13 protein-coding genes are annotated in these 22,205 nt (G+C 63.4%); 3 read left to right on the plus strand and 10 right to left on the minus strand.

Annotated features, from left to right (window positions below; genetic code table 11):
* Positions 1 to 105 precede the first annotated feature (105 nt).
* The 6 genes from IFT99_RS09150 to IFT99_RS09175 all read right to left on the minus strand — a co-directional run bounded on the left by IFT99_RS09150 (position 106) and on the right by IFT99_RS09175 (position 10,960).
* Positions 106 to 1,584, minus strand: a complete 1,479-nt coding sequence (locus tag IFT99_RS09150; RefSeq protein ID WP_192131992.1) for an efflux transporter outer membrane subunit — start codon at positions 1,582 to 1,584, stop codon at positions 106 to 108.
* Positions 1,585 to 1,592: 8 nt separating this feature from the next.
* Positions 1,593 to 4,700 carry an efflux RND transporter permease subunit gene (locus IFT99_RS09155; protein ID WP_192131752.1) on the minus strand — a complete coding sequence of 1,036 codons (3,108 nt, stop codon included), beginning with the start codon at positions 4,698 to 4,700 and terminating at the stop codon, positions 1,593 to 1,595.
* 112 nt (positions 4,701 to 4,812) lie between these two features.
* A complete protein-coding gene (locus IFT99_RS09160) occupies positions 4,813 to 7,908 on the minus strand; it encodes an MdtB/MuxB family multidrug efflux RND transporter permease subunit (protein WP_192131754.1) in 3,096 nt (1,031 codons plus the stop codon).
* The gene (locus IFT99_RS09165; protein WP_192131994.1) at positions 7,905 to 9,245 is read right to left on the minus strand and encodes an MdtA/MuxA family multidrug efflux RND transporter periplasmic adaptor subunit; all 1,341 of its coding nucleotides are present in this window, start codon (positions 9,243 to 9,245) and stop codon (positions 7,905 to 7,907) included. Before IFT99_RS09165 ends, IFT99_RS09160 begins: the two co-directional genes overlap by 4 nt.
* Before the next feature lie 197 nt (positions 9,246 to 9,442).
* Entirely contained in the window at positions 9,443 to 9,943 is a 501-nt protein-coding gene (tpx, locus tag IFT99_RS09170) for a thiol peroxidase (protein WP_192131756.1), read from the minus strand.
* Between the two features lie 87 nt (positions 9,944 to 10,030).
* Positions 10,031 to 10,960 (minus strand): LysR family transcriptional regulator, encoded by a 930-nt coding sequence (locus IFT99_RS09175; RefSeq protein ID WP_192131758.1) that lies wholly within the window; start codon positions 10,958 to 10,960, stop codon positions 10,031 to 10,033.
* Between the two features lie 126 nt (positions 10,961 to 11,086).
* On the opposite strand from IFT99_RS09175, the gene IFT99_RS09180 reads away from it, so the two are divergent.
* Entirely contained in the window at positions 11,087 to 12,082 is a 996-nt protein-coding gene (locus IFT99_RS09180) for an aldo/keto reductase (RefSeq protein WP_192131760.1), read from the plus strand.
* A 106-nt stretch (positions 12,083 to 12,188) separates the two neighbouring features.
* Here IFT99_RS09180 and IFT99_RS09185 read toward each other — a convergent pair whose 3' ends face one another.
* The 3 genes from IFT99_RS09185 to IFT99_RS09195 all read right to left on the minus strand — a co-directional run bounded on the left by IFT99_RS09185 (position 12,189) and on the right by IFT99_RS09195 (position 18,325).
* Complete coding sequence (locus IFT99_RS09185) at positions 12,189 to 15,809, minus strand: translocation/assembly module TamB domain-containing protein (protein ID WP_192131996.1); 3,621 nt, start codon at positions 15,807 to 15,809, stop codon at positions 12,189 to 12,191.
* Positions 15,810 to 15,877: 68 nt separating this feature from the next.
* Entirely contained in the window at positions 15,878 to 17,608 is a 1,731-nt protein-coding gene (locus IFT99_RS09190; RefSeq protein ID WP_192131762.1) for an autotransporter assembly complex protein TamA, read from the minus strand.
* A 66-nt stretch (positions 17,609 to 17,674) separates the two neighbouring features.
* Positions 17,675 to 18,325: a GNAT family N-acetyltransferase gene (locus tag IFT99_RS09195; protein WP_065990601.1), complete on the minus strand. Its 651-nt coding sequence runs from the start codon at positions 18,323 to 18,325 to the stop codon at positions 17,675 to 17,677.
* 221 nt (positions 18,326 to 18,546) lie between these two features.
* On the opposite strand from IFT99_RS09195, the gene xthA reads away from it, so the two are divergent.
* Together xthA and IFT99_RS09205 are read left to right on the plus strand one after the other, a co-directional pair.
* Positions 18,547 to 19,359, plus strand: coding sequence for an exodeoxyribonuclease III (gene xthA / locus IFT99_RS09200; RefSeq protein WP_192131764.1), 813 nt, complete (start codon positions 18,547 to 18,549; stop codon positions 19,357 to 19,359).
* A gap of 139 nt (positions 19,360 to 19,498) precedes the next feature.
* Entirely contained in the window at positions 19,499 to 20,845 is a 1,347-nt protein-coding gene (locus tag IFT99_RS09205; RefSeq protein WP_192131766.1) for a substrate-binding domain-containing protein, read from the plus strand.
* Positions 20,846 to 20,897: 52 nt separating this feature from the next.
* Here IFT99_RS09205 and IFT99_RS09210 read toward each other — a convergent pair whose 3' ends face one another.
* Positions 20,898 to 22,130: an acyl-CoA dehydrogenase gene (locus IFT99_RS09210; protein WP_192131768.1), complete on the minus strand. Its 1,233-nt coding sequence runs from the start codon at positions 22,128 to 22,130 to the stop codon at positions 20,898 to 20,900.
* Between the last annotated feature and the right edge of the window lie 75 nt (positions 22,131 to 22,205).

Consider the following 22,205-nt stretch of genomic DNA (forward strand, 5'->3'; position numbering starts at 1 on the left):
AGTGCGGCCTTTCAGCCCTGATCAATTCGGCCGCGATTGTACCGAAATTCCTGTGAAAGTCCCGTCACTCCGTTGCGAAGGTGGCACATCGCTATTTAATTCACATCAGCGGTCGGAGACTTCGGCGCCCGCTTTCAGCCCGGTGGCAGCGTCCCAACCGCCGCCCAATGCCGCGATCAATTGGGCGCTGGCAACCAACCGGCTTTCCAGCACATTCAGCACACTGCGTTCGTTGCTCAGTGCGGTGGTCTGCACGTTGACCACGTCCAGGTAGCCGATCAGCCCGGCCTTGTACTGGTTGTTGGTCAGGCGCAGGGAGTCGCGCGCCGATTGCAGCGCCTCGTCGCGCACCCCGGATTCCTGCTCATAAACGCGCAACTGGGCCATGTAGTCTTCGACTTCCTTGAAGCCGTCGAGCACGGTCTGGCGGTACTGGGCGACGGTCTGGTCGTAGACCGCTTCGGTGCGGTCCACTTCGGCCGCACGCTGGCCACCGTCGAAGAGGGTCATCGCCAATTGCGGGCCGACCGACCAGAAGCGGTTGGGCAGGGAAATCCAGTTGCTGACGGTGCTGCTGCTGTAGCCGCCGCTCATGCTCAGGGTCAGGTCCGGGTAATACGCGGCCTTGGCCACGCCGATATTGGCGTTGGCGGTCATCACCGATCGCTCGGCTGCGGCGATGTCCGGGCGGCGTTCGAGCAATTGCGACGGCAGCTGCGCCGGAATCTGCGGCACCGCCGGAATCGAGGTGGTCGCCGCGAGGCTGAAGTCCGCCGGCGCCTGCCCCATCAGCACGGCAATCGCGTTTTCGAACTGGGCGCGCTGCCATTGCAGGTCGATCAGGTCGGCCTGGGTGCTCTTGAGTTGCGTCTGCGCCTGGGCCGTGGCATCGCGGCCGGAAATCCCGGCGCGGTACTGGTTCTGGGTCATGGTCAGCGAGCGCTGATAGGCGTCGACGGTCGCTTCGAGCAAACGCTTCTGCTCATCGATCACCCGCAGTTGCAGGTAGTTCTGCACCAGCTGCGATTGCAGGCTCAGGCGCATCGACGCCAGGTCGGCGAGGCTGGCCTGGGCGCTGGCCTTATCGGCTTCCAGCCCGCGGCGCAACTTGCCCCACACGTCGGCCTCCCAGCTCACGCCCAGTTGCGCGTTGTAGGTGTCGCGAATGCCGCTGCTGGAACTGCTCAGGCTGGAACTGCTGCTGCCGGTGCCCTGGCTCGAGCGGTTCTTGCTGGTGGTCAGGTCCAGCGTCGGGAAAAACGCACCCCGCGCACTGCGCACCAGTGCCGCAGCCTGCCGGTACTGCGCCTCGTATTGCGCCACGGTCTGGTTGGACGTGTTGAGCTTCTCGACCAGGACGTTGAGCTGGGCGTCGCCATAAATTTCCCACCACGCGCCGCGCGCTATCGCATCACTTGGGTTGGCCTGGGTCCAGCCCTCGGCCTGCTTGAAGTGCGCCGGGGTCGGCATCTCCGGGGTCTTGTAATCCGGGCCGACGGCGCAGGCACTGAGCAGCAGCGCGCACAAGGCAACGCCGAAGGTCCTGTGAAACGGCAACGTCCGCTGTGGGCCAGGCGCTTTCATCGAGTCGTTCATAGCGGAGTGTCCAGGGCAGCATCCGTCTGCACACCGCGCCATTGGTTGAAACGATGGCGCAGACGGTCGAGATAAAGGTAAACCACGGGCGTGGTGTACAGCGTGAGGATTTGGCTGAGGATCAGGCCGCCGATGATGGTCAGGCCCAGTGGCCGACGCATTTCCGCCCCTTCGGCGCTGCTCAGCAGCAACGGCACGGCGCCGAGAATCGCCGCCAGCGTGGTCATCAGGATCGGTCGCAGGCGCTGCAGGCAGGCGTTGCGAATGGATTCCACCGGGGTCATGCCGCCCTGGCGCTCAAGCTGCAGGGCGAGGTCGATCATCAGAATCGCGTTCTTTTTCACCACGCCGATCAGCAGGAACAGCCCCAACAAAGAGATCAGGCTGAACTGCCCACCGGTGAGGTAGATGCTCAACAACGCCCCGACCCCCGCCGAGGGCAGCGTCGACAGAATGGTCAGTGGGTGGATGTAGCTTTCGTAGAGAATGCCCAGCACCAGGTACACCGCCACCAGCGCGCCAAGGATCATCCACGGCTGGCTCTTCTGGGTGGCGGCGAAAGCGTCGGAGGTCCCGGCCATCTTGGCGATCACGTCCTCGGGTAGGCCCACCGCCGCGACGGCGCGCTCGATGGCGGCGTTGGCCTGGTCGAGGGTGACGCCGTCGGACAGGTCAAAGGAGATGTTTTCCGAGGCGAACTGTCCGTCGTGGCTGACGCGGTCGTCTTCCAGACTGCGCTCGTAACGGGCAATGGTCGACAGCGGCACCCGCGCGCCGTCGGCAGTGATCACCTGGACCTGCTCCAGGGTGGTCGGGTCGAGGGCGTATTTCGGGTTGACCTCCATGACCACCTGATACTGGTTCAACGGGTCATAGATGGTCGACACCTGACGCTGGCTGTAGGCGTTGTTCAACACGGTGGTGACCATGTTCATGTCGATGCCCAGGCGCTTGGCCGCATCGCGGTCGACGATCAGCGTCACCTGCTGGGTGCCGCCGCCATCGTTAGCGTCGATGGCAGTCAGCTCCTTGAGCGACTTCAGTGCCGCGACGACCTTCGGATACCAAAGGCGCAGGGTTTCCAGGTCGCCACTTTGCAGGATGTACTGATATTGCGAGGTGGTCTGCTCGCGGCCGCCGCCCAGTTGCAGGTCCTGATCCGGCTGGAGGAACAGGCGCCCGCCCGGCACCAGCGGCATTTCCTTGCGCAGCCGCTCGACCACTTCCATGGCGCCGATGTTGCGTTCCTTGATCGGCTTCAGGCGCACGATGATGAACGCGTTGCCGGTGCCGCCGTTGCCGCCAATGAAGCCCGCGACACTCTCCACGGCCGGGTCCTTGAGGATCGCCGAGCGAAACGTGTCCATCTTCGGCTGCATCACGGAAAACGACAGGCCGTCATCCCCCCTTACAAACCCCATCAATTGGCCGGTGTCCTGCTGCGGCAGGAAGGTCTTGGGCACCACGACGTACAGGGCGATGTTGCCGACGATGGTCAGCAGCAGCGTCAGCAGGGTCAGGCGCCGATGGCGGAGCACCCAGCGCAGGCTGCGGTCATAACCGGCAACCATGCGGTCGTTGACCCGCTGACTCCAGCGCTGCAGGCGGTTTTCCGAGCCCGGCACATGGGGCTTGAGCCAGCGCGCGCACAGCATCGGCGTCAGGGTCAGCGAAACCACCAGGGAAACGACGATGGACACCGACAATGTGATGGAAAACTCGCGGAACAGACTCTCCACCAGCCCGCCCATGAACAGGATCGAGATGAACACCGCCACCAGCGACACGTTCATCGACAGCAGCGTAAAGCCGACTTCCCTGGCGCCGAGATAAGCCGCCTCCATGGGGGGCACGCCGTCGTCGATGTGCCGGGAAATGTTCTCCAGCACCACGATGGCATCGTCGACCACCAGGCCGGTGGCGAGAATCAGCGCCATCAGCGACAGGTTGTTCAGCGAGAACCCGTACAGGTACATGATCGCGAAGGTGCCCACCAGCGACACCGGCACGGCCAGGGTCGGGATCAGCGAGGCACGGAAATTCCCGAGAAACAGGAACACCACCAGAATCACCAGCACCACGGCGATCAGCAGGGTCATTTCGGCTTCGTGCAGGGTGGCCTTGATCACCGGCGAGCGGTCCATGGCCAGGTCGAGCTTGACGCTGGCGGGCAGCACGGCCTGCAACGCTGGCAACTGCGCCTTGATCGCCGCCACGGTTTCGATGATGTTGGCGCCGGCCTGGCGGTTGATCACCAGCAGCACGGCGGCCTTGTCATTGAAGAAGCCGCTGTTGTAGCGGTCTTCCACCGAATCCTTGACCTTGGCCACATCTTTGAGCCGCAACGCCGCGCCGTTGGCGTAATGGATGATCAGCGATTCGTAATCCTTGGCCTTCTCCAGCTGGTCGTTGGCCTGCACCTGCCAGTTGTGCTCGCTGTTCTCCACCGAGCCTTTCGGGCGGCGCACATTGGAATTGGAAATGGTCGTGCGCACTTCGTCCAGCGACACGCCGTACTGGGACAGCAGCTTGGGCTCCAGCTCCACGCGCACGGCGGGCAGCGAGCTGCCGCCGATCTGCACTTCGCCGACGCCGTTCACCTGGGACAGGCTCTGGGAAAGGATCGTCGACGCCATGTCGTACAGCTCGCCCTTCTCCAGCACGTCGGAGGTCAGCGACAGCACCATGATCGGCGCCTGGGACGGGTTGACCTTCTTGTAGGTCGGCATGCTGCGCATCCCGCTGGGCAGCAGGCTGCGCGACGCATTGATGGCCGCCTGCACTTCCCGGGCAGCACCGTTGATGTCGCGGTCCATGTCGAACTGCAGAATGATCCGCGTCGAGCCCTGACTCGATCGGCTGCTCATGGTATTGACCCCGGCGATCACCCCGAGGGAGCGCTCCAGCGGCGTCGCCACGCTCGACGCCATGATTTCCGGGCTGGCGCCGGGCAACGAAGCGCTGACCACGATCACCGGAAAATCCATGTTCGGCAGTGGCGACACTGGCAGCAGACCGAAGCTCATCCCGCCCAGCAGCATGATTGCCAGGCTCAAGAGCATGGTCGCTACGGGGCGTTTGATGAAGGGCCCGGACAGATTCATGGGCGGGAGCTCCAAGCGGCAAGCTTCAAGCTGCAAGGGAAGGCAAAAGCCCCGGCCTGCGTATGGCTGCTTCTAGCTTGCAGCTTGAAGCTTGAGGCTTGCAGCTGGCCGGTCATACCGCCACCTCGGTTTTCTCGTTGCGCTGGAACCGGCGCCCCAACCGATCAAAGTACAAATAGATGACCGGCGTGGTGAACAGCGTCAGGACCTGGCTGACCAGCAAGCCGCCGACCATCACCAGACCCAGGGGCTGGCGCAGCTCGGCCCCGGAGCCTGAGGCGAACATCAGCGGGATCGCACCGAACAGTGCCGCCAGGGTGGTCATCAGAATCGGGCGGAAACGCAGCAGGGCCGCTTCGTAGATCGCGGTCTCCGGGTCGATGCCGCGGTTGCGTTCGGCGTCGAGGGCGAAGTCGATCATCATGATCGCGTTCTTCTTGACGATGCCGATCAGCAGGATGATGCCGATGATGGCGATCATGCCCAGGTCATTGCCGCTGAGGATCAGCGCCAGCAGCGCACCGATGGCCGCCGACGGCAGGGTCGACAGAATGGTGATCGGGTGGATGTAGCTCTCATAGAGCACGCCCAGCACGATGTACATGGTGATCACCGCCGCCAGCACCAGCAGCAGCGTGCTGGACAGCGAGGCCTGGAAGGCTTCGGCTGCGCCCTGGAATTCCGTCTGCACGCCGATCGGCATGCCGATGTCTTTCTGCACCTGCTCGATGACTTCCACGGCCTTGCCCAGCGCGACGCCCGGCGCCAGGTTGAACGACATCATCACCGCCGGAAACTGGCCGATGTGGGCAATCGCCAACTGCGCCTGACGTTGTTCGACCCGGGCCAGGCTCGACAGCTTGACCTGCCCGCCGTCGGTGGTCTTGACGTGAATCTGTTCCAGCGCCTCGGGCCCCAGCTCACTGCGCGAGTCGGCCTGCAACACCACCCGGTACTGGCTGGCCTGGGTGTAGATGGTGGAAATCTGCCGCTGGCCGAAGGCGTCATACAGCGCGTCGGTGATGTTGGCGACGGTCACGCCCAGCCGACTGGCGGCATCGCGGTCGATGTTGAGAAACACCTGCAGACCCTTGTCCTGCAAGTCGCTGGCGACATCGGTCAACTCCGGCCGCTGAGCCAGCGCCTCCACCAGTTTGCCGCTCCACAGATTGAGCAGGTCGGCGTCCGGCGAGGACATGCTGAACTGGTACTGGGTGCGGCTGACCCGGTCCTCGATGGTGAGGTCCTGCACCGGCTGCATGAACAGGCGGATGTCCGACAGCTGATCGACTTCGGGCTGCAGGCGCTGGATCACTTCGGACGCCGTCACATCCCGCTCGCTGTGGGGTTTGAGGTTGATCAGCATGCGACCGCTGTTGAGGGTCGCATTGTCACCGTCGACGCCGATGTACGACGACAGACTGGCGACCGCAGGGTCCTTCAGGATGATTTTCGCCAGGGCCTGCTGGCGCTGGCTCATGGAGGCGAACGACACCGACTGGGGCGCTTCGGAAATGCCCTGAATCACACCGGTGTCCTGCACCGGAAAGAAGCCCTTGGGCACGGCCAGATACAGCAATACCGTGATTCCAAGGGTGGCGATGGCGACCAGCAGGGTCAGCGGCTGATGCTTGAGCACCCACTGCAACTTGCGCCCGTAGGCGGCCACCAGCCAGTCGATCCACGCGCCGCTGGCCCGGTAAAAACGGCCCTGCTCTTCTTCTTTCGGCTCACGCTTGAGCAAGCGCGCGCACATCATCGGCGTCAGCGTCAGGGACACGACGAGGGAAATCAGGATCGCCACGGCCAGGGTGATGGCGAACTCGCGGAACAGCCGCCCGACCACATCGGCCATGAACAGCAGCGGAATAAGCACGGCAATCAGTGAGATGGTCAGCGAGATCAGCGTGAAACCAATCTGCCGGGCGCCCTTGAGCGCCGCCTGCAACGGCGTCTCGCCCTCCTCCAGGTGCCGGGAAATATTCTCCAGCATGACGATGGCGTCATCGACCACGAAACCGGTGGCAATGGTCATCGCCATCAACGTCAGGTTGTTGACCGAAAAGCCGGCCAGGTACATCACGCCGAAGGTGCCGATCAGCGACAGCGGCACGGCCACCGAGGGAATGATCGTCGCGCTGAAGCGCCGCAGAAACAGGAAGGTCACCAGCACCACCAGCACGATGGAAATCATCAACTCGTGCTGCACGTCGCTGACCGACGCGCGAATGGTCTGGGTGCGGTCGGTGAGCACGGTGACGTCAAGCCCGGCGGGCAGATTCTCGGTGATGCTGGGCAGCAGCGCCTTGATCCGGTCGACCACGTCGATCACGTTGGCGCCTGGCTGACGCTGGATGTTCAGCAGCACGGCCCGGTTCTCATTGGCCCACGCGGCAAGGCGATCGTTTTCGGCGCCGTCGACGATCTCGGCGACGTCCTTGAGTCGCAGCGGGCCGCCGTTGTTGTACGCCAGAATCAGGTTGGCGTATTCCTCGGGGGATTTGAGCTGGTCATTGGCGTCGAGCATCGACACCCGCGTCGGGCCGTCGAAATTACCCTTGGGCGTGTTGACGTTGGAGGCGCTGACCAGCGTCCGGACGTCCGCGAGGTTCAGGCCGTTGGCCGCCAGTGCGTCGGCGTTGACCTTGATCCGCACCGCCTGACGCTGGCCGCCGGCGATGGTGACCATGCCCACCCCGCTGATCTGCGCGATCTTCTGCGCCATGCGCGTGTCGACCAGATCATTGAGTTTGGGCAGCAGCATGGTTTTCGACGTAATGGCCAGGGTCAGCACCGGCGTGTCGGCCGGGTTGACCTTGTTATACGTCGGGGGCGCCGGCAGGTCGCTCGGCAGCAGGTTGGTCGCGCCGTTGATAGCCGCCTGCACCTCCTGCTCGGCGACGTCCATGTTGATGTCGAGGCTGAAACGCAGGGTGATGACCGAGGCCCCGCCGGAACTGGTCGAGGCCATCTGGGTCAGGCCCGGCATCTGCCCGAACTGGCGCTCAAGGGGCGCGGTCACGGCACTGGTCATCACTTGCGGACTCGCGCCGGGGTACAGCGTCATCACCCGAATGGTCGGGTAATCCACCTGCGGCAGCGCCGACACCGGCAGCAGCGTGTACGCGATCAGACCGGCCAGCACGATGGCGAGCATGCTCAGCGTGGTGGCGACCGGCCTGAGGATGAACAGGCGTGACAGGTTCATACGTTGCCTTTCTTCGCGGTCTCGGTACCCGCTGACTCACCGGGCTCCTTCGAGGGCTTGCCCTGCAACTGCTGACCCGGCGAGGCCGGCACGTCCTTGCTGTCGTTGACCACGTCCACCGCACTGCCGTCTTTCAGGCGGTCGGTGCCTTCGAGCACCACACGGTCGCCGGCCGCCAGACCTTCGGTAATCACCGTGGCGTTCTCGTCGCTTGGCCCGGTCTTGAGGGCGCGAATGCGCACGGTCTTGTCGCCGTCCATCACGTACACGAAGGTGCCGTTAACGCCGAACTGCACCGCGGCCGACGGCACCAGCACCACGTTTTTCAGGGTATTGGCCAGCAGGCGTGCGTTCACGAACTGATTGGGGAACAGCGCTTCGTTGTCGTTATCAAACCGCGCCTTGAACTTCAACGTGCCGGTGGTGATGTCGATCTGGTTATCGATGCTGGCGAGCACGCCGGTGGCCTGGAGCTTCAGGTCGCCACGGTCCCACGCCTCGACCGGCAACTTGCCGCCGCTGCGGTAACGGCTCAGCACCTCGGCGAGGTCTTTTTCCGGAAGCGTGAAGTTGACAGTGATCGGTTTGGTCTGGGTGATCACCGCCAGGGCGGTGGTGTCGTTGGCAGCGACCAGATTGCCGACGTCCAGCTGGCGCAGGCCGATGCGGCCCGAGATCGGCGCCCGGATCTGCGAGAACTCCAGGTTGAGCTTCGCGTCGCCCACGGCTGCCTGATTGGTCTTGATCGTCCCCTGGTACTGGCCGACCAGGGATTCGGCGGTGTCCAGGGTTTGCTTGGCGATGCTGTCTTCTTTGTACAGGCCCCGATAACGCTGTACGTCGAGTTGAGCATTCTTGAGCAGCGCCTGGTTCTGCATCAGCGTGCCTTCAGCCTGTTGCAGCGCGATCTGGTAGCTGCGCGGGTCGATCACCGCCAGCAAATCGCCGGCCTTGACCTGCTGGCCTTCCTGGAAATTGATCTTCATCAATTCGCCTGCCACGCGGCTGCGCACGTTGATCGTGTTCAGCGCGGTCACAGTGCCAAGGGCTTTGTAGTAAATGGGGAAGTCGCCGGTGTTCGCGACTGCGACCCGCACCGGTACCGGGGCGGTGGAGCCGCCGAACCCGGGACGCTTGGCCACCGCCTTGCCGTTGCCGCCGCTGCGGCTTGCGCTGGCCTGGGCCTGATCGCCTTTCTGCGCCGTGGCGTTCGGTTGCGACGCGGATCCCGGCCAGAAGCGCCAGCACAGGCCAGCGACGATCAACAGAACCAACAGGCTTATCAGCCAGCGACGGGAATTACGGGGGCCAGACAATTGCATGGATAAATCAACCAGTGTGCGCGTGAGCGTCTTCGGGAGGCTGAACAATAAGCATAGAGTCCGGCAAGGCAAAGGGGCTTTACCGGCAATTTACCTAGTGCTTACTCGGAATAAGGTGCTGACGTACCCATAAAAAACGGCCTGAGGGTGTCAGGCCGCCTGGATGTTGCCGGGTAATGCCGTCGACTGATGGCAATACGCCGCTTGCCAGCTTACTTCAATACGGCCAGCGCCGCGTCGTAGTTCGGCTCCTGGCCGATCTCCGGTACCAGTTCGCTGTGCAGCACCGTGTCGTTTTCGTCCAGCACCACGACAGCACGGGTGGTCAGCCCCACCATCGGCCCGTCGGCGATGGCAACGCCATAGTCCTGCATGAACTGCGCGCCGCGCATGGTCGACAGGTTCTTCACGTTTTCCAGACCTTCGGCGCCGCAGAAACGCGCCTGGGCAAACGGCAGGTCGGCGGAGATGCACAGCACAACGGCGTTGTTCAGCTCGTTGGCCTGGGCATTGAACGTGCGGATGGAGGTGGCGCAGGTCGGGGTGTCGACGCTCGGGAAGATGTTCAGCACCTTGCGCTTGCCGGCGAAGGTTTCCAGGGTTGCGTCGGACAGATCGGCCGCCACCAGTTTGAAGGCCGGCGCCTTGCTGCCGACGGTCGGCAGTTCGCCGCTGATCTGTACCGGAGAGCCTCTACGAGTCACTTGTGGCATGAGCTGAGTCCTTGTTTGAGTGGCATTCAAGGGCGGAAGTTAACCATGAAAAAGCGTGGCAACCTACCGCCAGAAACGATTTTATTGTCAGGAAACGGGGTGCATTACCGGTTTGTCCATCAGCCCCGGGCGGGCGCAGACGTCCACTACCCAGTCGACGAATACCCTCACCCGCCGCGACGTCTGCCGGTGTGCCGGGTACAGCGCGGTCAGGGGCAACAGCGGTTGTTCGACATCGCCCAGCACTTCGATCAGCTCGCCGCGGCGCAACGATTCGGCGACGTGGTAGTACGGCGTCTGCACCAGTCCGTACCCTGCTCTGCACGCCGCGAGGTAGCCATCGGCGCTGTTGGTCGCCAGGGCCTTGGGCAGGTCGGGCGCCTGAACTCGGCCATCAATGACGAACTCAAGCCCATAGCGTTTGTGGGTGGTGGAAGAGAAGTATTCGATGATCTGGTGGTGCTGCAGATCGGCCAGGCAGAGCGGCGTGCCCCTGCGCTGCAGATACCCGGGACTGGCACACACCACCTGGCGCATGTGAGCCAGCGGTCGGGCCGCCAGGGAGTGATCGAGGGGCTGTCCGCCGCGGATCACGCAGTCGTAGCCCTCCCGGATAAGGTCCACGGGACGATCGTTCATGCCCACTTCCATTGCCAGCCGGGGATAACGCTCGGTGAACTCTGGCAGCAGCGGCATGATGATCAGTCGGCCGATGCCCGACGGCATGTCGACTCGCAGCACGCCTTCCGGGTCCCGGGCCACCGAAGAGAACAACGATTCGGCCGCTTCAAGCTCGTTCAGCACGCTGACGCAGCGGTGGTAATAGGCCTGACCGTCCGGCGTCGGCGTCACCTGCCGCGTGGTGCGCATCAACAACTGCACGCCCAACTGTGCCTCCAGCTGCTTGATCAGAATGGTCACCGACGCCCGGGGCATGTGCAGGCTGTCGGCGGCCCTGGCGAAACCGCCCAGCTCGACAATGCGCGTGAAGGCCCGCATCGCGTTGAATTTATCCATGGCTTGTCACGGTTCCGCTGAGAGATTGTTTAGAAATTACCAATAGTGAAAGCACTTTTAGCCGGTTTATCCCGACGCTGTCGAGGCGCAAGAATGGTGGTCCTCTTGATCGACAAGGCATCCATCATGCAAACGCGTCAACTTGGCAAAAACGGCCCGCAGGTCTCGGCCCTGGGCCTGGGCTGCATGGGCATGACCGACTTCTATACGACGGGCGGCAACGCCGACGAAGCCATCGCCACCCTGCACCGGGCGCTGGAGATGGGCGTCACCCTGCTGGACACCGCCGATATGTACGGCCCCTACACCAATGAGGAACTGCTGGGCAAGGCGCTGGCTGGCAAGCGGGATCAGGCGTTCATCGCCAGCAAGTTCGGCATCGTGCGTACGCCAGGCGACGCCGGCGCGCGCGGGGTCAATGGCAGCCCCGAATACATCCGCGCCGCGATCGATGGCACGTTGCAGCGTCTGAAAATCGACACCCTGGATCTGTATTACCAGCACCGCATTGATCCCGGCGTGGCGATCGAAGAGTCCGTTGGCGCCATGGCCGAGCTGGTCAAGGCAGGCAAGGTGCGCTTTCTCGGCTTGAGCGAGGCGTCGGCAAGCACCCTCGAACGCGCGCACAAGGTTCATCCCATTGCCGCCCTGCAGACCGAATATTCACTGTGGAGCCGCGAGCCGGAAGAAAACGGCGCGCTCGACACGTGCCGCCGGCTAGGCATTGCGTTTGTGCCGTACAGCCCGTTGGGGCGCGGTTTTCTGACCGGCGCACTGAAGAGCCCGGACGACTTCGCCGCCGATGACTATCGCCGCAGCAGTCCGAGGTTCCAGGGCGAGAACTTCGCCAAAAACCTGCTGCTGGTGAAGAAGGTGGAACAACTGGCGGCAGAAAAAGGCATTACCGCCGGCCAGCTGGCGTTGGCCTGGGTCCTCGCCCAGGGCAATGACGTGATTCCGATTCCCGGCACCAAGCAGCGCAAATACCTGGAAGAGAACGTCGCTGCGCTGGACGTGACCCTCAGCGCAGCAGAGTTGCAGGCGCTGAAAGACCTGTTCCCGGTTAACGCTGTCGCAGGCGGCCGTTATCCCGATGCGGCGATGAAGCTGGTCAACGGGTAAGCGGGTAACGCTCTCCAATCATCGCTGCGTCTTCGATGAACCCCGGCCTGTTGGCGGCGACACTCCGCCGCCAGCAGGCCCTGTCCCGCCCCGTTTCGCCGGGTTGTCAGAAGTCCCGCTTGTAGAAGATGTCCAGCGAACTCGCCACACCGCCCGCGACCTCCAGGTACACCTTCTTGCTCAGCAGGTAGCGCAAGGTCAGGGTGTTGGCCGGCTCGAACACCCCCACGCCGTAACGCAGGCTGAGCTTGTCGGTGATCTTGCCGCTGGCGACCACCGCCGTCTTGTCGCCGCTGCCCGAGGTGTCCAGATCGAAATCCTGAATCCCCAGCCCGGACGCCAGCTTGCCCGCCGTTGACGAACCGCCGGCCAGACCCAATGCCAGCGCCGCCTGGGCGACCATGTTGCTGTCTTCGCCGTTGGTGCTCAGCGGACGGCCCAGCACCAGATACGAGAGCGCCTGCTCCTGACTCATGGCAGGTTCGGAGAACACCGTGGTAGTCGGCTGCTCGGCGCTGCCGCTCAGGCGAATGCCGGCGATCACGTCGTCGGTCTGGCGGATGGCTTCGATGTCCAGATACGGCTGGTCGACCGGTCCTGCGAACAGCAGGCGCGCCTTGCGAATGGTCAGGCGCTGGCCGTAAGCGCGGTAGCGGCCGTCGTTGAGGTTCAGCTCGCCGCGGGTGTCCATGTTGTCGCCGATGTGCACGTGGCCGACGAGATTCGCAGTCAAACCGAAGCCGCTGAAACTCAAGGTCTCCTGGCCCACTTCGACGTTCACATCCATGGCGATGGCCAAGGGGGTTTTGCCCTGTTCGGTCTGCTGGCCCACGATCACGGTGTCATCAGAGACTTTCACCGTTGAAGGCGGCAGCTGGCGCACCGTGATCTCGCCTTTCGGGATCAGCACCTTGCCGGATACCGCGAGCCTGTCGCCCTGCAGGGTAATCTTCAGGTCCGGCGCCGCTTCCAGCTTTGCGTACGGTTCAACGGTGATCGGCAGGTGCGTGCCCTTCAGGTCAACGTCGACATCCAGCGCATTGGCCCAGGCCACATGCCCGCCAATGCTGCCTTGACCCGTCGTGCCGCTGCGCCAGTTGCCGGTCAGATCAACGCGCTCGCCGGCAATCAGGGCCTGCACATTGAGCTTTTCAAGACTCACCGGCAATTCGGGACCGGAGACTTCGGCGTCGTTGAGCGTCACGTTGCCGTTGACCTGAGGCGCCAGCAGGCCGCCCGAGATCCGCCCGCTGCCATTGAGCTTGCCGTTGAGCTTTTCCACCATGGGCACAAACGGCCTTACGACCGACACGTCCAGGCCGCTGAGGGTGAAGTCGCCGGTCACGGGCTTGTTCCTGGCGATCGGATCGATGCTCAGTCGCGCCAGCAGTTCACCGAGCTTGCCGCCACGAAAATTGAGGCTGGTGTCGACTTTCTTCGGGGTCAGGCTGCTGGTCAGCTTCAGCGTGTCGTAGGGGAAGTCCAGCCACTGGTTCTTGTCCTTGACCCGCAGCGTCCCGCCACTGGCGTCGATGACCACCTGGCCATTGGGGCCGGCAGCGGGAACGTCCAGCTGGATGTCGGCATTCAACGCGCCCTTCCAGGCGAAATCCTTGGGCAGCCACTGCGCCAGGCTTTCCAGCGGGAAGCGCTTGAGGTGGTAGCGCAGGCGCGGTTCGGGCATCAGGCGCTGATCTTCGCCGCACAGGCTCGCAGGCCCCGACACCCAGCAATGAGCACCAAAGTTGACCTTGCCGTCGGCCAGACGCTCCAGCTTGGCCGGCTGTTGCAGCTTCCAGTCCTGCCCGCCGCTCTGGATGTCGCCGCTGGCCAGACGCCCGCGCCAATTACCTTTGTCCAGATTGCCATCCAGCGCCAGGGCCAGTTTGAGCAGCGGCCCTTTGAGGTCGAGTTTGACTTGCTGACGCTTGATGTCGCCCTGACCATTAACCGTCAGCGCGCCCAGTGCCGTGTCGCCGGCCTGAATGCCGGAGGTCTTTAGGTCAAGGGTGGCGCGCTGGGCGCTGTCGAGCCTGGCGGCCAGGGTCAAGCTCTGCAGCGTGTTCGCCTGGAACGCCAGTTGCGTGCCTTGCAAGGCCAGTTGCCCCTGGGGCGCCTGTACCGTGCCGACGACGTCGAGGCGCCCTTTCATCTGGCCTTGCAGGCCAGGCCATAGCTGACCCAGTCGCGCCAGGTTGATGTCCAGCTGGCCGGCGATTTTCTGCTGAAGGCTGCCCGTGCCTTGAATCCGGTTGTCGCCCAGGCGGATGTCCAGGGCGTTGAGGTTCCATTTGTTGTCGGCGCCATCGGCCTTGGCCTGCAGCACCGTAGGCTGACCGCGCAGGCGCCCCTTCAGGTCCAGATCGGCGTTCAGGGTGAGTTGCTCGTTGCGCATTGAACCCTTGCTGCGCAGCGGACCCGCCAGGGAGCCCGGCAATTCCGAGACCCAGTAAGCGGGATCGATGGCGCTGAGATCCAGTGCCGTGTCCCAGGCGATGCCGTCGGCAAATTGCAGATTCAGGTGACCGCTGGCCTTGCCCTGCCCGGCTGCCAGCTCAAGTTGAGGCAGGAAGATCTCCTGCAAATCGCCGCTGAAGGGGCTCTGCAACGTGAATGGACCCGCCGGGCCCTTGAAGTCGCCGGCGAAATGGCCGAGGTATTTGCCGTCGGTGTAGGACACTTCCCCGGTGAACGTATGCACGCTGACCTGGGGCTCGTCGATCAACGGGTACAGGCGATGCCAGGGGAAATCCAGCCAGTCGATCTTCGCGTCGGCGCGCAGGCCCTGCTGCCAGTCCAGCTTGCCGCTCGCCTTGAGGCGCTGGTTGTCACTGGCGGTCAGATCAAGCGCCGTAATGTCCGCGCCCTTGGCGTCGACCCGGCCTTGTAATGCCAGCGCCACCGGGCCTTTTTCCGCCGGAAGGCTGGCGTTGCCGGTGATGGCGTAGCCTTGAGCAAGATCGCCCTTGGCGTTGAGCATCAGATGATTGAGCTGCAACGTGTCCGGCAGATCAGCACTTGGCTTGAAGTTGTCGCTGGTGATGGCGATGTCCGCCGGCAGGTTCTCCACCAGCGGTTGCAACTGCCCGACGAGCGTGGCGTCGATGTAGCCCTTGCTCTGCGCGTTGAGGGTCAAAGTCTTGAGCAGGTCCCCTTGGATGTTCAGCGCCAGTGACAACGGCTGACCACTGACGTCGGGTAGCTTCAGCTGTCCTTCGGCGGTCAACGGCCAGTCACCCTCGGGTTTGAGCAGGCCCGACAGATCAAGCGCGATGTCATCACGACCGGCGTGCAGCGAATCGATCTTCAACCCTTCAGCGGTCCAGTGCGCCGCCAGCTGCACGTCGCGAACCTGTTCGGTGCCGTCCAGATGAAGACTGCCGATCTGCACGCGCCCCAGTTGCAGGGCCAGCGGCAGCTTGAGGTCCGGCAGCGTGATCGGGCCGCTGGCTGCCTCGTCGCTGGAGGGCGGAAACTGCAGCCTGATGTCGCCCGTCTGCAGGTTGTCGATGCACAGCGTCATGCGCGCGAGGCACGCGGGTGACCAGTCGAAAACCGGTGCGTCGGCTTCGACTTTGCTCTGGCCTTGCTGCCAGACCAGGTGATCCGCCTGCCACGCGCCGCCCAGACGACCGGAAAACCCTTCGACCGTCAGGCCCGGCACCCACCCGAGGGCCCAACGGCTGCCACTTTGCGTACCGAGGAGGATGGTCGCCATCAGCACCATCAAAATGATCAGCGACAGCAGCGTAATCGCCGTGATTGCCGCGGTGCGTTTCAACAAAGCCAGCTTCGTCACAGTTCAGGTCCCATCGAGAAGTGCAGACGAATACCGCCGTCTTCATCCAGCGCGTGGGCGAGGTCGAGGCGCAGCGGCCCCACCGGCGACACCCAGCGCACGCCAATGCCGACGCCGGTTTTCAGGCTCGGCAGGTCCAGCGAATTGAACGAGTTGCCCTGATCGACGAACGCCGCCACCCGCCATTTTTCGGCGATCGAGTATTGGTACTCGGCGCTTCCGGCGATCATGTAACGGCCGCCGATCTTGTCACCGTCGGAGTTCTCCGGGGACAGCGATTGGTAGTCATAGCCGCGCACGCTCTGGTCGCCACCGGCAAAAAAGCGCAGGGATGGCGGGATCGACTTGTAGCCGTTGCTGGCGCTGCCCCCAACCTGCACACGCCCGAGGAAGCGATGGTTCTGCGCCACGGTGGTCAGCCCTTTGAGCATCACCGTGCCGTGCAGCAGGTTGGCGTCAGAACCCAGCCCTTCCTTGGCGACCTGGGTGTCGAACCGCAGCCGGTAGCCGTTGTGCGGGTCGATGCGGTTGTCGCTGCGCAGGTACGAATAGCTGACGCCGGGCATGAGCAAGGTGCTGAGGCCTTCGTCGTTGCCCAGCCGGTATTCTTCGCGCTGCCACTTCAGCGATATCACGCGCTCCCAGCCGCTGGGCAGTTTGCTGTGCCATTCGGGCCCGACGGTCAGCAGTTTGCTGAGGCTGTCGGTGTCGGCGATTTCCTCATATTGATAGCCACCGGCAAAACGCAATTTGTCGGTCAGGGGCGGGTCCAGCGGGATGTCGTAGAACAGGCCGACGTTCTGCCGAGGGGCGGAGATTTCCGCCTCAGCGCCATAACTGTGGCCCTGGGGATTGACCCAGTGGCGCGTCCAGTTGGCTTTTACCCGTGGGCCGACGTCGGTCGAATAGCCGACCCCGAGCCCCATGGTCCGCGGCTTGCGGGTCTGCAACTGCACGTCGACCGGAATGACCTGGGCCTGGGCATCGGTGGGCGACGCGTTGACCCGAACGCCTTCGAAATAGCCGCTCGACTGCATGGCCTGATTGAGTTCGGCGATCAGTTCGGAGTCGTAGGGCGTGTCTTGTTTGAACGGCACCATGCGCCGCAGCAAGTCTTCATCGAATGGCGCGTCGCCGCTGAAGGTCACTTTGCCAAGGGAGAAACGCGGCCCGCTGTCGTAGACCAGTTCGATGTCGGCGACACCGGCGCGCGGGTCGACGGAAAGGCGCTGGGTCACGAACCGGCCCTTGAAGAAGCCGTAGCGCGCCGCCTGGGTTTCAATCAGGTGCTTGGCGTCCTCGTAGACACCATGGTTGAGCACCGCGCCGGGCTTCAGGGCGTCACCCTTCGGCACCCGGAAGCTTTTAAGCTGGGTCGCCTGCCCGGTCACGCGGATGGATACGTTGCGCAGGTGCACAGGCTCGCCGGCCTGAACCTTCAACAGCAGTTGCAGGTTGTTGTCGACGTGGCGGACTTCGCTGTCAATCTGCGCCTGATAATAGCCAAGGGCCTGAGCGGCCTTTTGCGCCTGCTCGACGGCCCCGACGCTGAAGCGTTCGAGCGCTGGCTCGTCGCGCTCGCCGAGGCTGCCCACATACCCTTCGATGTTGGACTTGAGCGCGGCATTGGACGGCTTGACCCGGACTTCCAGCTGCGCATCGGCAAACGCCGCGCAACTGGACAACATCAGGAGAAAGCCACTGGTGTATCGATGGGGAAACTTCATAGGCGCGAATGCTACACGAGCGACGCGGGCTGCTGGAACCCGCGGAAATGGAGAAGCGTGCGCGGCTCAGGCCACAGAACCCAATGAAACCTGCGGATTTGGGTGGAAAAAGATGTGTTCGCGGACAGGTCCTACTGCCACCTCACCGATTTCCTCATAACCCTGTCGGTTATAGAACTCCAGATAATCGCCATTGCCGGTGTCGAGAACGATGCCCTGGGAATTCCTGTCCTGGGCACACCAGTCATGCAACGCCAGCAGCAACCGCTCGCCATAGTGCCGCCCCTGAAAGTCGGGATGCACGCCGAACAACGGCAGGACATGAACCGCTTCCGAAGGCACGCAGGCCAGCACGGCGTGGTAGTACTCCAGATAGCGCTGAGTGCAGCGCAGGCCGGTGGTCATCAACATGCGAATGCGCCAGGCCCAGCTTTCGGTGATGCCCAGCCGCCGCTGCGGAGGCGCAATCAGGGCAACGCCGACCAGGCGGTCCGCCACGAATAGCCCCAACGCCGGCAGGTCCTGCAGATAGTGCTGTTTGACCAGCGCCCGAATGGTCGCCTTGACCCGATGGTCGTAGCCGGAGCGGCCGGATTCGAAGAGGTAGGCAAAACTCGGCTCCTGGCGGTAGGCGAGGTACAGCAGCGCGCGGGTTTCGCGGGAGTAGCCGCTGTCGAGCTGACGGATCTCCGCCGTTTCGCTAGGCAGTTCAGGCATGGTGTGCGTCCTTTTGATGAGCCCCGGGGCGGCCGCTCGGGTGCTTGACTTCAAGGCTTCGAGTCGCCGCCCGCCAGCGCAGTTCCCGCGACGTGGCCGCCGATCAGAAATGCACACAGCGCAACCGCCATCGCACACAGCGCCTCTGACGCTGGCCGTGGCCGGGCAGGTCGGCTAGCATCGCCGTTTGTATTTGTAAGGAGCTGCCAGGAGCGCCGCCCATGAAAATTGTGTCTTTTAATATCAACGGCCTTCGCGCCCGACCGCATCAACTGGCGGCGTTGATCGAGAAACATCAGCCCGACGTCATTGGCCTGCAGGAAACCAAGGTCTCCGACGAGCAATTCCCCCAGGCCGAGATCGAAGCGCTGGGCTACCACGTTCATTTCCATGGCCAGAAGGGCCATTACGGCGTCGCACTGCTCTCCCGCCAGCCGCCGCTGTCGATCCACAAGGGCTTCGACAACGACGACGAAGAGGCCCAGCGCCGTTTCATCTGGGGCGCATTCGCTGATCGCAACGGCAATCCGGTCACGGTCATGAACGGCTATTTCCCACAAGGCGAAAGCCGTGATCACCCGACCAAGTTCCCGGCCAAGCTGCGCTTCTATGCAGATCTGCAGAACCTGCTGGAAACGAAATTCAGCAACGACCAGCCGCTGGTGGTGATGGGCGACGTCAACATCTCCCCGGAGGACAGCGACATCGGCATTGGCGCCGACAACGCCAAGCGCTGGTTGAAAACCGGCAAGTGCAGCTTCCTTCCGGAAGAGCGCGAGTGGCTCGGCAAGCTGAAGAACTGGGGCCTGGTGGACAGCTTCCGTCACTTGTACCCGGAAGTGGTCGATCAGTTCAGCTGGTTCGACTATCGCAGCCGCGGCTTTGAAGACGAGCCCAAGCGTGGCCTGCGCATCGACCTGATCCTCACGTCCCATGGCCTGCAACCGCGCATCAAGGCGGCGGGCGTGGACTACCATTTGCGGTCGATGGACAAGCCTTCCGACCACGCGCCGATCTGGCTTGAGCTGGAATAACCGAACCATCACAGTTCAGCCGCGCGGCGCCCTGCCCGCGGCTTCATCGTCCGAGGCGCTATAAGCCGCGGGCTGTCATCTGCGCGTCATTGGCCTGTCTTATTCTCCGGCCACCTCCACTCCTATAAAGATGCCGCACATGCTGCGCACCGGTGTTTTCATTTTCCTCGTTTCACTCTTCGCTTTTTCGGTAGATACCCACGCCGCTGCCCTGCCCGCGCCCAGTGACGGCTCGCCGGCCTTGCGCATTCAGGGCTCGAACACGATTGGCGCGCAACTGGGGCCGGCGCTGGTCAAAGGCCTGCTGGCGCAGCAAAGCGCACAGTCCATTCAGGAACAAGCGGGCGCGCACCCCAACGAGCGGCGTATCACCGCCCAGTTGCCGTCCGGCCAGAATGTCAGCATCGACATTGCGGCACACGGATCGAGCACAGGGTTCGCGGCCCTGAAGGACGGCTTGGCAGATGTAGCAGCCTCCTCGCGCCCCATCAAAAACAGTGAAGCCATGGAGCTGGCAGCCTTGGGCGACTTGCGCAGCCATCAGGCCGAGCAGGTCATCGCCATCGACGGCGTTGCGGTGATTCTCCATCCCGGCAACCCGCTGCGGGAGCTGAGCACGGTGCAACTGGCGGAGATCTTTGCCGGGGAGGTCCGCGACTGGGAGCAATTGGGCGGCACTGCCGGGGCCATTCATTTATATGCGCGGGATCAGCAGTCGGGCACCTTCGACACCTTCAACGAGCTGGTGCTGGCCAAGTCAGGCAAGACGTTGTCGAAGGAGGCCCGGCGGTTCGAGTCCAGCGAGGAATTGTCCGATCAGGTCAGCCAGGACCGCCAGGGCATCGGTTTCATCGGCCTGCCCTACGTCCGGCAGGCCAAGGCCGTGGCGATCATCGATGGCGAGTCCAAACCGATGCTGCCCACGGTCAGCCTGATCGCCACCGAAGACTATCCGCTGTCACGCCGTCTGTATTTCTACCTGCCGCCTGAGGCGAAGCAGCGCTGGGCCAAGGCGCTGGTGCGGTTCGCCCAGAGTCCGCAGGGACAGTCCATCGTGGCGCAAAACGGGTTTGTGGCGCAGACGGTGCAGGCGGTAAAAGTGCGGGCGACGACGCAGATGCCGCTGGCGTATCAAAATCTGGCGCGGGAGGCCGAGCGGCTGTCGGTGAATTTCCGTTTCGCCCAGGGCAGCGCGACCCTCGACACCAAGGCCATGCTTGATCTCAAGCGCGTGGTCGACTACCTGAAGGCCCATGACAAGCTGGATCAGAAGGTCACGCTGGTGGGATTTGGCGATGCCAAGAGCGACCCGGCGCGAGCGCAGTTGCTGTCCAGACTGCGCGCGATGGCAGTGCGCCGGGAGTTGCTGAAACATCAGGTGGTGCTGCGTGAAGTGCGCGGCTTCGGCGACGAAATGCCGGTGGCGACCAATGACGGCGATGAAGGCCGGATCAAGAACCGCCGGGTGGAGGTGTGGGTGGAGTGATGCGGTTCAAGCCCGCCAGCACTGTACGGCTTACTGGCGACGTCGTGGTCGGTCACCGATGTTCGCTGCGCATCATCTCCTTGGGCACGTACTTGCCAATCTCGAATTTGCCGATCGCCGCGCGGTGGACTTCGTCCGGGCCGTCGGCCAGGCGCAGGGTGCGCTGCATGGCGTACATGTAGGCCAGCGGGAAATCGCCGGACACCCCCGCACCGCCATGCATCTGGATCGCCCTGTCGATCACCCGCAGAGCGACGTTCGGCGCGACCACTTTGATCTGCGCGATCTCGCTCTTCGCCACCTTGTTGCCTACGGTGTCCATCATGTAGGCCGCTTTCAGGGTCAGCAGCCGGGCCATGTCGATTTCCATGCGCGAGTCGGCGATCTTGTCGATATTGCCCCCCAGTCGCGCCAGCGGCCGGCCAAACGCAGTGCGCTGCACCGAGCGTTTGCACATCAGTTCCAGCGCGCGCTCCGCCATCCCGACCGAGCGCATGCAATGGTGAATTCTGCCCGGGCCAAGGCGACCCTGGGCGATCTCGAAACCACGTCCTTCACCCAGCAGGACGTTTTCGTAAGGCACGCGCACGTTTTCGAACAGCACTTCGGCGTGACCGTGGGGCGCATCGTCGTAGCCGAACACCGGCAGCGGCCGCAGGATTTTTACCCCTGGCGTGTCAGTCGGCACCAGGATCATCGAATGCTGCTGATGACGCGGGCCGTCCGGGTTGCTCAGGCCCATGAACACCATGATCTTGCAGCGCGGGTCGCAGGCGCCGGAGGTCCACCATTTGCGGCCGTTGATGACCCACTCATCGCCATGACGCACTGCGGTCGCGGCCATATTGGTGGCATCCGAGGACGCCACATCGGGTTCGGTCATCGCAAACGCCGAGCGAATCTCGCCGCGCAGCAAAGGTTCCAGCCACCGTTCCTTCTGCGCCTCACTGGCGTAGCGCACCAGCACCTCCATGTTGCCGGTGTCCGGCGCCGAACAGTTGAACGGCTCCGGGCCGAGCAGCGAGCGGCCCATGATCTCCGCCAGCGGCGCGTACTCGAGATTCGACAGCCCTGCCCCGCATTCGGATTCCGGCAGGAACAGGTTCCACAGCCCCTCGGCCTTTGCCTTCGCCTTGAGCGCCTCCATGATCGCCGTCGGCTGCCAGCGGTCGCCTTCAGCCACTTGGCGCTCGAACACGGGCTCGGCGGGGTACACGTGAGTGTCCATGAAGGCCGTCACGCGCTCGCGCAGTGCCTGAACCTTGGGGGAGTAAGCGAAATCCATGGGGCGGCTGCCTTCTATGAGGTGTTGTCAGGTCGTGAGCCGATGCTAGATCAGCGCCCCCCCATTTATCTAACC

It is taken from the genome of Pseudomonas sp. CFBP 8772, from assembly GCF_014841665.1.
GTDB classification, from domain to species: domain Bacteria; phylum Pseudomonadota; class Gammaproteobacteria; order Pseudomonadales; family Pseudomonadaceae; genus Aquipseudomonas; species Aquipseudomonas graminis_B.

What these genes read in the sequence shown, in the direction of transcription:
- xthA (WP_192131764.1), top strand. Translation starts at nt 18,547, where the DNA reads ATGAAAATTGTGTCTTTTAATATCAACGGCCTTCGCGCCCGACCGCAT.
- IFT99_RS09185 (WP_192131996.1), bottom strand. Translation starts at nt 15,809, where the DNA reads ATGGTGCTGATGGCGACCATCCTCCTCGGTACGCAAAGTGGCAGCCGT.
- tpx (WP_192131756.1), bottom strand. Translation starts at nt 9,943, where the DNA reads ATGCCACAAGTGACTCGTAGAGGCTCTCCGGTACAGATCAGCGGCGAA.
- IFT99_RS09180 (WP_192131760.1), top strand. Translation starts at nt 11,087, where the DNA reads ATGCAAACGCGTCAACTTGGCAAAAACGGCCCGCAGGTCTCGGCCCTG.
- IFT99_RS09155 (WP_192131752.1), bottom strand. Translation starts at nt 4,700, where the DNA reads ATGAATCTGTCCGGGCCCTTCATCAAACGCCCCGTAGCGACCATGCTC.
- IFT99_RS09150 (WP_192131992.1), bottom strand. Translation starts at nt 1,584, where the DNA reads ATGAAAGCGCCTGGCCCACAGCGGACGTTGCCGTTTCACAGGACCTTC.
- IFT99_RS09160 (WP_192131754.1), bottom strand. Translation starts at nt 7,908, where the DNA reads ATGAACCTGTCACGCCTGTTCATCCTCAGGCCGGTCGCCACCACGCTG.
- IFT99_RS09175 (WP_192131758.1), bottom strand. Translation starts at nt 10,960, where the DNA reads ATGGATAAATTCAACGCGATGCGGGCCTTCACGCGCATTGTCGAGCTG.
- IFT99_RS09195 (WP_065990601.1), bottom strand. Translation starts at nt 18,325, where the DNA reads ATGCCTGAACTGCCTAGCGAAACGGCGGAGATCCGTCAGCTCGACAGC.
- IFT99_RS09190 (WP_192131762.1), bottom strand. Translation starts at nt 17,608, where the DNA reads ATGAAGTTTCCCCATCGATACACCAGTGGCTTTCTCCTGATGTTGTCC.
- IFT99_RS09205 (WP_192131766.1), top strand. Translation starts at nt 19,499, where the DNA reads ATGCTGCGCACCGGTGTTTTCATTTTCCTCGTTTCACTCTTCGCTTTT.
- IFT99_RS09210 (WP_192131768.1), bottom strand. Translation starts at nt 22,130, where the DNA reads ATGGATTTCGCTTACTCCCCCAAGGTTCAGGCACTGCGCGAGCGCGTG.